Source organism: Rhodanobacter aciditrophus, assembly GCF_042679525.1.
Taxonomy (GTDB): domain Bacteria; phylum Pseudomonadota; class Gammaproteobacteria; order Pseudomonadales; family Marinomonadaceae; genus Marinomonas; species Marinomonas aciditrophus.
Window position 1 is genome coordinate 100389 of sequence record NZ_JBHTMN010000011.1, and the last position, 12268, is coordinate 112656.

Annotated in this window: 8 protein-coding genes; 4 read left to right on the forward strand and 4 right to left on the reverse strand. The window is 45.7% G+C overall.

The genetic code is table 11. The annotated features are described in order from the left end of the window. Positions 1–58 precede the first annotated feature (58 nt). From hrpA to ACFQ45_RS09550, 4 genes are read left to right on the forward strand one after another with little or no spacing between them, the layout of a single operon-like run. Positions 59–3967: an ATP-dependent RNA helicase HrpA gene (gene hrpA / locus ACFQ45_RS09535; protein WP_377367040.1), complete on the forward strand. Its 3909-nt coding sequence runs from the start codon at positions 59–61 to the stop codon at positions 3965–3967. Positions 3968–3977: 10 nt separating this feature from the next. Continuing rightward, positions 3978–4826, forward strand: coding sequence for an MlaA family lipoprotein (locus ACFQ45_RS09540; RefSeq protein ID WP_377367041.1), 849 nt, complete (start codon positions 3978–3980; stop codon positions 4824–4826). A 43-nt stretch (positions 4827–4869) separates the two neighbouring features. Further along, positions 4870–5916: an ABC transporter substrate-binding protein gene (locus tag ACFQ45_RS09545; protein WP_377367043.1), complete on the forward strand. Its 1047-nt coding sequence runs from the start codon at positions 4870–4872 to the stop codon at positions 5914–5916. After that, positions 5903–8227 carry a putative bifunctional diguanylate cyclase/phosphodiesterase gene (locus ACFQ45_RS09550; RefSeq protein ID WP_377367046.1) on the forward strand — a complete coding sequence of 775 codons (2325 nt, stop codon included), beginning with the start codon at positions 5903–5905 and terminating at the stop codon, positions 8225–8227. Before ACFQ45_RS09545 ends, ACFQ45_RS09550 begins: the two co-directional genes overlap by 14 nt. A gap of 42 nt (positions 8228–8269) precedes the next feature. On the opposite strand, the gene ACFQ45_RS09555 is transcribed toward ACFQ45_RS09550, so the two are convergent. The 4 genes from ACFQ45_RS09555 to ACFQ45_RS09570 all read right to left on the reverse strand — a co-directional run bounded on the left by ACFQ45_RS09555 (position 8270) and on the right by ACFQ45_RS09570 (position 12163). Next, entirely contained in the window at positions 8270–9370 is a 1101-nt protein-coding gene (locus ACFQ45_RS09555) for a PQQ-dependent sugar dehydrogenase (RefSeq protein WP_377367047.1), read from the reverse strand. A 202-nt stretch (positions 9371–9572) separates the two neighbouring features. Beyond that, positions 9573–10523 carry a transaldolase gene (tal, locus tag ACFQ45_RS09560; RefSeq protein WP_377367049.1) on the reverse strand — a complete coding sequence of 317 codons (951 nt, stop codon included), beginning with the start codon at positions 10521–10523 and terminating at the stop codon, positions 9573–9575. Further along, on the reverse strand, positions 10513–11571 hold the full coding sequence (gene dusA, locus ACFQ45_RS09565; RefSeq protein ID WP_377367051.1) for a tRNA dihydrouridine(20/20a) synthase DusA: 1059 nt from the start codon (positions 11569–11571) through the stop codon (positions 10513–10515). Before dusA ends, tal begins: the two co-directional genes overlap by 11 nt. A 256-nt stretch (positions 11572–11827) precedes the next feature. Next, positions 11828–12163: a hypothetical protein gene (locus tag ACFQ45_RS09570; protein ID WP_377367053.1), complete on the reverse strand. Its 336-nt coding sequence runs from the start codon at positions 12161–12163 to the stop codon at positions 11828–11830. Positions 12164–12268 lie beyond the last annotated feature (105 nt).

Genomic DNA, 12268 nt, shown 5'->3' on the forward strand with positions numbered 1-12268 from the left:
TAGTTAGTTAGATAAGGCTTAATCAGGTGCTCTACTTGATTAAGACGAAGAATAAATCATGGCAAAACATCAGGACAATCCATTGCTCAACACCGATCAACCTACGCTCATGACCCGCGATCGTCACGCAATCACCCGAAAGCTAGAAACGATTGAAAATCGACGTAAACAGTCCCAGCCTACCGATAGGCTTGAGGCTGAATTGGCGGATCAAATTGAGCGTTCCAAGGCGCTCTATGAGGCCAGATTGGCCCGTGTTCCTGAGATTACCTATGACGAAGCTTTGCCTGTGTCTAACCGCAGTGAAGAAATCATCGAGGCCATTCGTGATAACCAAGTGGTGATCATAGCTGGTGAAACTGGCTCGGGTAAAACCACCCAATTACCCAAAATGTGTCTACAAGCTGGACGAGGAATTGCGGGTCAGATAGGTCATACTCAACCTCGACGCATTGCAGCACGCAGTGTCGCTGATCGTATTAGTGAAGAGCTCAAGGTTAAGTTGGGTGAAGCGGTGGGCTTTCAGGTTCGTTTTACCGATGAAAGCCAAGAAGAAACGCTGATTAAACTGATGACAGACGGTATTCTTCTAGCGGAAATTCAACAGGATAAATACCTGCAAAAGTACGACACCATCATCATTGATGAGGCCCACGAGCGCAGTCTTAACATCGATTTCTTACTTGGTTATTTGAAGCGGGTATTGTCTAGCCGCCCTGATTTAAAAGTAATCGTTACTTCCGCCACCATTGATGTGGAACGTTTCTCTCGCCACTTCAATAATGCACCAATCATTGAAGTCTCTGGTCGAACTTATCCGGTAGAAGTGCGCTATCAGCCCCTGTTAAGCAAAGCGGATGTGGATGAGCTGGACGAAGATCAATCCATGGAGCAAGGGATCTTGGATGCAGTGACTATGCTCATTGCTGAAGAGAAACAATCTGGCTACCGGGGCGCTGGTGATATTTTGGTGTTTTTGCCCGGTGAGCGTGAAATTCGTGAAACTGCAGAGTTACTTCGCCGAGAGCAATTACGTAATGTGGAAGTTCTGCCCCTTTATGCCCGCCTTAGCAGTAGCGAGCAACAGCGTATTTTCAAATCCCATGGGGGACGACGTATTGTTCTGTCCACTAACGTAGCGGAGACGTCTCTGACCGTACCGGGTATTCGTTATGTGATTGATCCTGGCTTGGCGCGTATTAGTCGCTACAGTGTACGCTCAAAAGTCCAGCAGCTTCCTATTGAAAAAATCAGCCAAGCCAGTGCCAATCAAAGGGCAGGGCGATGTGGCCGTGTGGCAGATGGTATCTGTGTTCGTCTCTATGATGAAGACGATTTCAGCCGTCGTCCTGAGTTTACCGATCCTGAGATTTTTCGTACCAATTTGGCCTCGGTAATCTTGCAAATGGCGAATTTGCGTCTGGGCGCTGTAGAAAAATTCCCCTTTGTGGAAATGCCTGAGCAGCGCATGATCAACGATGGTTATCGTGCCCTAAACGAGCTGGGAGCCATTAAGAAAGATAGGCTGACTCAGATTGGTCGACAGTTGGCCAAACTGCCTATTGATCCTAAGCTTGGGCGCATGTTGATTGCCGCGAACGATTATCATGTTTTAAAAGACGTGGCCATCATTGTCAGTGCTTTGTCGGTACAAGATCCAAGGGAGCGCCCTCAAGATAAAAAGACTCAATCGGATCAATGCCACGCGGTGGATAAGGATGAGCAGTCCGATTTCATGGTGCTTTTGAATTTGTGGGAGCGCTACGAAGGTCAGCGACAAGAGCTGTCTCAAAATCAATTGCGTCAGTACTGCCGCAAGCAATTTTTAAACTTTATGCGCATGCGTGAGTGGCGTGATATACACCGTCAAATTTTAATTGCGTGTAAGCAACTCGGTTTTAAAGAGGTGAACCATGAGGAGCGCCAATATGATTCCATACACCGTGCGTTACTAGCAGGCTTGTTTACTCAAGTGGCGAATAAGATGGATGAGTCAAAAGAAATGCTAGGATGCCGTTCCCGCAAGTTGGCTATTTTCCCTGGTTCCATGTTGTTTAAAAAGCCTCCTCAATGGGTCATGGCAGCGGAATTAGTCGAAACCAGCAAGCTTTACGCTCGTATTGTGGCTAAGATTGATCCTCAGTGGGTAGAAGATTACGCTGCCCCTTTTGTTAAACGTCAGTATTTCGATCCCCATTTTGAGCGTAATCAGGGGCGCGTAGTCGCTTATGAGCAGGTGTCACTGTATGGATTGATCTTGGTGGCCAAACGCCGTGTAGATTATGGTCATGTGCATCCTGAGGACGCGCGCGAGGTCTTCATTCGCCAAGGTTTGGTGGAAGGGGGCTTGCGGTCAAAGGTGGCGTTTTACCGTGACAATCAAGAGCTGATAAAGACCGTTGAAACCCAAGAAGCTAAACTTCGTACTCGAGACATTTTGGTGGACGATGAGGCCGTTTACCAGTTCTACCACCAGCGGTTACCAGAGGATGTGCGTAATCAGAAATCCTTAGAATTCTTTGCCAAAAAGAATCCTGATCTGCTGAAAATGACTCGGGATGATTTAATTAATCAAGATGTAAACGTTGATGAGTATGCTTTTCCTGATAACTACTCATTAAATGGGGTGGCACTACCGATTGATTATGAGTTCGCACCAGGGCAAAGCAAAGACGGTGCAACGCTTAAGGTTCCTGTCGGCTTGTTGCGTCAGCTCAGCTTAGACGAGTTAGGTTGGGCTGTGCCGGGGTATGTGAAAGAGCGGTGTGAATCACTTATTCGAGCATTGCCCAAGGCATTACGCCGTCGTTTTGTACCGATTCCACAATTTGTGGATCGCATTTACCCAAATCTTTCTAAGGATAAGGGTGATCTGCTAGAACAATTGTCTTTGCAGATTAAGCGGGAGACTTTAATTGATATTCCGCTAACAGAGTGGTCTGCAGAGAAGCTTGAAGGGCATTTAACCCTGAACATTGATGTGGTGGACGAACGTGGCAAGATATTGGGATCAGGTAAAGACTTGTCAGAGTTACAGAGCCGTTTTGCGAAAATGGTTGAGCAAAGCTTTGCTAAGTTCGGTACTCAAAAACACGAACAAACGGCCCTGACCGCTTGGCCTGATACGGATGTGCCAGAGCGCCAAGAGATTAAGCAGGCAGGCATTCAGGTGACAGCATTCCCAGCATTGGTAGCAGAGAATGACACTGTTTCTCTAAAAATGTTTGATGATCCGAATACGGCTCTAGATGCCCACCGAAAAGGTGTTATTGCGCTACTTAAATTATCGTTACAAAAAGATATGCGCTATCTGGAGAAAAATCTTCCTAAACTTAGGGAGTCGATGTTGTTGTTTGCCCCCATTGGTAAAAAGGAAGTCTTGTTGAACGATTTACTTGATGCGGTGGTCGAAAAAGTGTTTTTGGATGAGAAGCCGCTGCCACGGACAAAACAGGCGTTTGATGCCTGTTTGCAGCAAAACCGTGGTCAGCTCGTCTCAATGGGTAATGATATGGCGTTGCAACTTCACAGTGTGTTGAGTGCTTATCAGAAGGTGGCTAAGCGAATGAAGGGGGCTATCCCGTTGCCTTGGACGAAAGTCTACGGCGACATCAAGCAGCAGCTTGAAAATCTCGTTTACCCAGGTTTTGTAGGTGCGACACCGCTGTTTTGGCTAGGGCAATTGCCGCGATACTTCAAAGGAGTTGAGGTGAGATTAGAACGTTTTCAGAACCATTTGAACAAAGAAGGCGTATTAGTAGGACAGTTGGAAGTGTTATGGGAACAATACACACGCCAAAAAAAGGCCCACGATGAAAAAGGCATATACGATCCCAATTTGACCAAATACCGCTGGTTGCTTGAGGAGTATCGTATTTCTTTATTTGCTCAAACCGTGGGCACCTTGGAGCCTATTTCTGAAAAACGATTGTCGAAACAGTGGCAAGACGTTAAAAAGTTAGTATGAGGCGCGTACGATGAGTTCAGTAATAAAACAATATCTCGTCGGTCTTGTGGTCCTATTTGCATCCGCATTTGTGGTGGCAGAGACTCCTGAAGACCCTTGGGAAGGTTTCAATCGCGCGGTGTTTGAATTTAATGACACCCTAGATCGCTACGCCCTAAAACCTGCTGCGGAAGGTTATCAAGCGGTGACGCCCACCCCAGTTCAAAAAGGGGTTAGCAACTTCTTTTCTAATCTCGGGGAAATCCCGAACATGGCGAATAACTTGCTTCAGGGTAAAGTCGATGAAACAGCTTCTTCCTTCTGGCGATTTGTTATTAATACAACCGCTGGTTGGTTTGGAATTTTTGATGTGGCCTCTGAATTAGGCTTGAAGCGCTACGAAGAGGATTTTGGTCAAACCCTGGGTTACTGGGGAGTGGATTCTGGGCCTTATTTAGTTCTTCCATTTTTTGGCTCATCTACTGTGCGTGATGCTAGTGGTATGGTAGTGGACTATTCTCTATACGATGGCTTGGATATGTACGACTTATCCAACGATGAGGAATGGATTGCTAGGGGCGTCAATATTGTTCAACTTCGAGCTAAATATCTGTCCGCTGAGCGTATGATATTTGGAGATCGTTACTCTTTTTTACGAGATGTATATATTCAGAGCCGTGAAGGTGCTGTAAAAGATAACCGTGGTCGAGAGTTGGGGAACCAAGGTAACTTGGATCCGATGCAAGGTGCTTCGGAACAGGGTTCATGGGACGACAATACTGATGATTCGTGGGGATCGGATTCTAGCTGGGGGGAAGAAGACTCTTGGGGAGATGATGATTCATGGGACAGCGAAGGCTCTTGGGGGGAAACGTATTAAGCAACAGCCGTAAAAAGATGTTGCGCACCTAAGAGGGTATTTCATGCCTAAAGCAATTTCTTGTATGAGTCTGTTGTTATGCCTTTTTATACAGGCGAGTCACGCTCATGCTACTTCGTCTAAGCGCCCGCTTAATCTGCTCATTTGGGAGGACTTTCTAGATGAGCAGGTGATTGAGCAATGGGAACGTGAGACGGGTATTCCTATCAAGCAAACTTACTATGACGATGAAGCACAGCGCAATCTTGTGCTGTCTAGTTCGTCAAAAAGCAATTTCGATTTAGTGATCGTTGATCAAACCAGCATCAATGTATTAGGACAAGCGGGATACATTTATCCAGTAGAACCATCCTACAAGCCCCAATATTGGCAAGAGTCCTGTGGTGTCTACGGTCGAGCCTATGCATGGGGGACCTATGGTATTGGCTACCGTACCGATAAGCTCTCCAGTCCTATCAATAGTTGGGGCGACCTGATGTTTCCTAAGAACAATCTCAGGGGGCATATCAGCATGCTAGGCCAGGCGGACGAATTGATTACCTCTGCATTAGCGGCATTAGAGTACCCCATTAGTGCCAGTGACGAACCGAGCTTGCGAGAGGCCTTCACGTTATTGAAGCAGCAATCTAGCTTTGTGGTGACCTACGACTACATTTATTCCTATGTAGTGGAAAATCCAGAATCTGATGAAGTGTGGGCCGCACCTATGTACAGTGGCGATCATGAAGGCCTAAATGAAATACAAGGAATAGACAGTTGGACCTATGTGATCCCTGAGGAAGGTGCCATCGTTTGGATGGATTGTCTGGCTATTGTTGCATCCTCCGGGAAAAAAAGTGAAGCGCAGGATTTTATCGATTTCTTATCCCGCGAAGACATAACAGCTCTAAATACTGAAGCTTTAGGTGTGGCGACACCCTTTATTGATGCAGTGGCGCTACAAAATGAGGATTTTCAAAGTAATCGTAATGTATACTTACAAGATGAGACGCTAGAAAAAGCAAAGTTATTCGCGCCTCTCGCTGGAGACGACATGCTCAAACGAATTCGCATAAAGGACGCATTGATTCGATACTATGACTCTAACTAAGCGACTAGTCCTTCTGGTTTTACCTATATTGATTGTTGGTGTTGTATCCGCTGCGATTGGGATATACAAGGTTCAAACTTATACGTTAACCGAAGTTGAACAAAATAAACTGGATTTAAAGCTTCAGCATGCTCAAGCACAGTTTGAGCAGGATACGGAAGTCACTTCAGACCTCGCCTCTTTGCTATTAGAAGGTGAGGCCTTAGTCGATTTTACTCGGTATGCGGGTAAAGACATTCGAGAATACATTGTTACCCAGCGTTTAGATCGTCTGATTGACGACGTGCTGGGTGACCAGTCCCTTCGCCTGATGGTGACGGTATTTGATCAACGTGGCAATTCTATCTATCACTACGAACGTAGTGATAATCCTTTTTCTACCACCCCCAATTATTTAACGGACTTCACTCGAGCTCTACTTTTAAAGAACGACATGGTATCCAACAAGCTTATGTTTTTGAAACATGGGAATCATGCGTACATCCATGGGCGAGTATTAGACTCCAGCACCTTTGCCAAACCGCTTCGAGCAGGGGTAGGGGAAAGTATCGCCATAGTCGTCACTGCATACACTGAAGGCTTTGATCAGGAGTTACGAGTGCTGTCCGAGATCTATGGCACTCAGCCTAAGATCGTGAACCGTCCAGAAGGCTATCAAGTTCCAGAGGGGGCTCTGCAGCGGTCAGTGGAGCTGATGCCAAATATGTATTTGGATGTCAGCTTAACCGAGGCATACCTCTCCCACACGGAATCCTTATTAGTGGATTGGTTGTTGGCGGTGTCCTTGGGGTTCGGGATTTCTATCGGTGGCGTATTACTGTTTTTGATAAAACGCTTCATTATTCGTCCAATCGAGAGCTTAGATGATCAGCTTGATCTGGTGACCTCTGAAAAGCAAACCAATATCCAGCGCCCTATAGGCAAGGATGAAGTCAGTCGACTGGGGGTTAAGTTTTATGACTTATATGAGCAGCTTAATGCCAATTTGCGGGAGTCCCGTACTTTAGCTGTAACCGATGCTTTGACTAAGTTACCAAATCGAACTCGATTCCAAGAATTTGCCAAACGTGCCTTGGTAAGAGCTTGGAATCAGCATACCCATGTGTCTTTGATCTATATTGACCTAGATAATTTTAAGTTTGTGAATGACCGGCTGGGCCACGAGGCTGGAGATGACTTGCTTCGCTATGCTGCAAACGCCTTTCAAAAGCTGCTACAAGAAGATAAATATCGCAACTTAGGCTCATTGGTCTCACGCTTAGCTGGGGATGAGTTCGCCATTGTTCTGGCCCATGATAATTTAGAAGATCGAGATCATTTGGCACAAAGCTTAGTTGCCTTGTTTGAAGGTGGGTTTAAGACGGACCGTTACCTAACCCCTGTATCAGCCAGTGTTGGGATTGCCAGTTATCCACGAGATGGGGAAGATTTGCGCGAGCTCATAGCGAATGCAGACATGGCTATGTATCACGCGAAACGTTCTGGTAAGAGCCGTTATGCCACCTATTCTCATTCTATTGCTAGGGAAGCTCGACGCGGCAAGCGTATCGAAGATGCGTTGAAATTTGTTGATTGCGATACCGAATTCTCTTTGGTGTTTATGCCTTTTGTGGATCAACAGGGCAAAATAAAAGGGTTGGAAGTTTTATTACGTTGGTTATCGCCAGAGTTGGGGCAGGTGATGCCAGATGAATTTGTCCCAATTGCAGAGCAAACAGGGTCCTATTCTAAAATTGACGCTTGGGTATTCCGAAATGCCTTTGAGCATATTGCTAAACTCAGGGCTTTCTTAGGCAATGATATCGTGATTGCCATTAATATCTCAGCAGCAGAGCTAGGGCAGGCGGACTTTGCAGGCAACCTCATTAGCCTAAAAGAGGAATACGGTGTTGATGACAGTGCGGTGGAGCTTGAGATCACGGAAACCTTTGGCTACTTTGCTGTGCAGCAAGTTTTAGCCGTATTAGGTGAGTTAAGAGACGCTGGTTTTGGTATATCCATTGATGATTTCGGCATTGGATACACGCCCCTGTTACAGATGATTGATTACCCTGTCGACAAAGTTAAATTTGATAAAGAATTGGTTCAACGTCTGACCAATAGTGATTACCTCCAGTTGCTGGAGCCAACGGTAGAGCTGTGTCATCTTCAGTCTATCAAGGTAACAGCAGAAGGTGTGGAAGATCATGAGAAACTGGAAGTACTGCGTAAAGCTGGGTGTGATTATTTCCAAGGCTATTCCATTGCTCAACCAATGACCTTGTCCGAGCTGAAGCGCTGGCACAAAGAGTATGCGCCCATCGAAAGCTAGTCTGATTTCGATGGGCGATTGTGGCCTTCATAATTTAAAGAATTATTTAGGTGTGACGCGCAGTAATTTACCGGAGTCTGTGCTGATGATTAATGCGCCGTCTTGGGCTTGAATCACATCTCGCATGCGCTCATTTAAGTATTCTAAGAAGCGTGTTTCATACACTTGGCCACTTTTTAAACGCACATTGTTTAAATGGCGCAGAGCAAGTGCAGTAGATAAGAAATCACCATTCCAATCGTCAAACATTTCCCCTTGGTAAATGAGCAGTGCGCTAGGCGCAATAGAAGGAATGAATACTTTTTTCGGCTCTTCTACGCCATCCATGGGGCCCTCTTCACCCACTTGGATCGGTGCGTAATATTCCTTGCCGTAAGACGAGATAGGCCAGCCATAATTGGCACCCACACGAATCAAATTGATCTCATCGCCACCTCTTGGTCCGTGTTCATTAGACCATAAGCGTTTTGTCCTTGAGTCAAAGAACAAACCTTGAGGGTTTCGGTGGCCGTAACTCCAAATCTCAGGTCGCACATTACCACGGCGTACATAGGGGTTATCTCCAGGGACAGATCCATCTAAGTCTAAGCGTAGAATCTTACCGGCATGGTTGGTTAAGTCCTGCGCGTTGGCTCGATCACCGCGGTCACCAATGGAGAAAAAGACATGGCCATCGTTGTCGAAGGCAATACGGCTACCAAAATGTTGTCCCCGGTGAGAGCTGGCGTCTGAAATCAGTAGATCTTGCCAATCGGTTAAAGTGTTCTCACTCATCTTCGCTCTTGCTAGGGCGGTAGTGGCACCTTCTTTTGTCGGGTGAGAGTAAGTAAAGTAGACCCAGCCAGTCTCAGCATAATCAGGGGACAAGGACACGTCCAATAGTCCCCCTTGGCCAAATACTGCAATATCAGGTAAGCCGTTGATTAAGGAGCGTTCACCAGACGTAATGTTCACCCGATAAAGCTCACCGCTCTTAATGGTGACGAGTAAGTTGTCTGCATCCAGTTGGGTCATACCCCAAGGGATGCCGCTAAAGGTTGTGATTTCTTCCACTTGAAATGTAGTGTCTGCTTCCTTTGCATAACTCATCGCACAAAATGCCATTAAGACAAATGCGCTGAAGCGTTGAAGTGGTTGAAGCATGAAAAAATTACCTACGTTATGGATGAGCTTTTAGTATAAGTGACATTCGTGCAAACAATCGGGCAGCAACAGTCGTTCCATAATGATTGCCAAAATCTTGCCAACTGGTGATAAAAGCATCAGATAAGATGCGAATTCACACATTTATACGCATAAAAAAACGCGGCAACAGGGCCGCGTTTTTGAATGACAGAGCAGGTGTTTAAAGTTTTGCTTCAAGCATTGCTTCTAGTTTGCGTTGATCCACTGCGAAGTTACGGATACCTTCCGCTAGCTTCTCTGTAGCCATTGCATCTTCGTTAAGAGCCCAACGGAACGCTTGTTCAGTGATCGGATCACCTGCTGGAGTGACTTCTGTCGTTGGCACCAGTTTGCGCTCAAGCTTGCCTTCGTCTTTTTTCAGCTCTTCAAGTAGGGCTGGGCTGATGGTTAGGCGGTCGCAACCTGCAAGTTGTTCGATTTCACCAATGTTACGGAAGCTCGCACCCATAACAACAGTGTTGTAACCGTGCTGTTTGTAGTAGTCGTAGATTTCCGTGACAGACACAACGCCTGGGTCTGTTTCGGCAGTGTAGTCTTCGCCAGTAGATTTCTTGTACCAGTCAAGAATACGACCCACGAATGGAGAGATCAGGTAAACACCCGCTTCAGCACAAGCTTGCGCTTGAGCAAAAGAGAACAACAAGGTCAGGTTACAGTTGATGCCTTCTTTTTCTAGCTCTTCTGCTGCCTTAATGCCTTCCCAAGTAGAAGCGGCTTTGATCAATACGCGATCTTTAGAAATGCCTGCGTCTTCGTATAGTTTGATAAGGCGACGTGCTTTTTCAACCGTTGCCTCTTTATCGTAAGACAAGCGAGCATCTACTTCAGTAGAGATACGACCTGGTACGTATTTAAGAATTTCAGTGCCTACGATGACGGCTAGCTTGTCGCCAGCGTCGATGATTTGCTGTGCTTTATCGTCGCTTTGCTCTTTCGCCCAAGCAATGGCTTGATCGATGAAAGGTGCGTATTCAGGAATTTGAGCAGCTTTTAGCATCAAAGAAGGGTTAGTGGTCGCGTCTTCTGGACGGTATTCTTTGATTGCTGTGATATCACCCGTGTCGGCAACAATCGTAGTGAACTCTTTTAATTGAGATAACTTATTGCTCATTGGTTCTGTCCTTTGCTTTATCTAGCTGTTGTTTTACCAATTCGATGGCTTCGATTAACACATCAATTTTAGCGTCTGTTCGATGACCATTTTCTGAAAGGTAGCGTCTAAATTGTTTTCCCCCTGGCATTCCCTGAAAAATACCAAGTATATGACGGGTCATATGCATCAATCGTTCGCCTTGTGCTAATTGCTTCTCCACATAAGGCAGAAACTTTTGCAGGGCATCAAAACGATCAAGGTTCGATGGGGAGCGGCCAAAAATCCGCTGATCCACATCATTCATGACCCATGGGTTGTTGTACGCTTCTCGACCCATCATTACGCCATCAACATGACGCAAATGATTTTCTGTTTCCTCTATCGTTTTAATGCCACCGTTGATAATGATTTCAAGGTCTGGGAAATCTTTCTTCAATTGGTACACATAGTCATACTTTAGAGGTGGAATCTCTCTGTTTTCTTTAGGGCTTAAGCCCTCAAGGATGGCGTTGCGAGCATGTACGATAAAGGTCTCGACACCGGCATCGGCCACCAAGCCGACAAAATCTCTAACGACACCGTATTCTTGCTGGTCGTCTAAACCAATGCGGTGTTTGATGGTTACGGGCAATGACGTGGCGTCTTGCATGGCCTTCATGGCCGCCACCACTTTATCTGGATGAGCCATCAGAATGGCACCAATCAGACTGTTTTGAACTCGGTCACTAGGGCAGCCAGCGTTCAAATTCACTTCATCGTAACCGTATTGCTCAGCCAACTTAGCACATTGAGCTAAGGCCTTAGCATCCGCGCCACCTAATTGCAGAGCAATAGGGTGCTCACACTCTGCATAACGTAAAAATCGTTCAGGATCATTTCCCTGTAATAGGGCACCTGTTGTAACCATCTCGGTGTAAAGCAGCGTGTCTTGCGTGATACAGCGTGCAAAAACGCGGTAATCCGAAGTGGTCCAATCCATCATGGGCGCTACGCTAAAGCGTCTATCTACGGAATCCCTTGATGTTAAAGGCTTTGAGCCTGGTTTCTCTGTGTTTTCTTTTTGCATTTATATGATCAAAAAATGGTCGTTTAAGTGGGTCTTTGGTGCCGCCGTGCTAAGTTTTATCTTTTAGAATCGGCACTTCTAATACCGCCATATGATACACAACCTATTGCTAAATTTCTGATCTGATTATGTCATAAAATTACAGGATTGTGATATATCTATGCTAAAAATGTCATAAAATTACAGGGGGGGGAATGGCATTGTTATAACGCAGTACGCAATGAATATGCGTACTGTATTTCTATCAATTACACCATCACTTGCTTGAGTCAGTAACAAGGGGCGTATCGAAAATACCGGTATTAAGCTCACACTCAATAAACTCATAGAAAGCCCTGCGCTCCCTAAATTCCGAAAGATCAAAACAACCCTTACTAAGGGCGTCTAACGCTTCTTGATGAGTAAAGAGCCCTAGGGCAATCCTAGGCTTAAGGTAGGTGTCGTAGATGTATTCAAGTTCATTGTGGTTGTCTGAAACGCCACACGACACCAGATGTTGGTCTCGTTCTGCTGATCCATCAATGTTCTCAGTAGAGAACTTTGCGTTGATATCCCTAATAGACGTTGCTCGCTTCGAGTCGCTATTAGTCATTGGGGAGGACCGTAAACTTTGTAAAGGTATTTAAGTTTTCAATAAATTTACAAAAAGTGTTAGGGCAGAAATACTGACGGTATGCAGTGCGCATAAATGTTCACT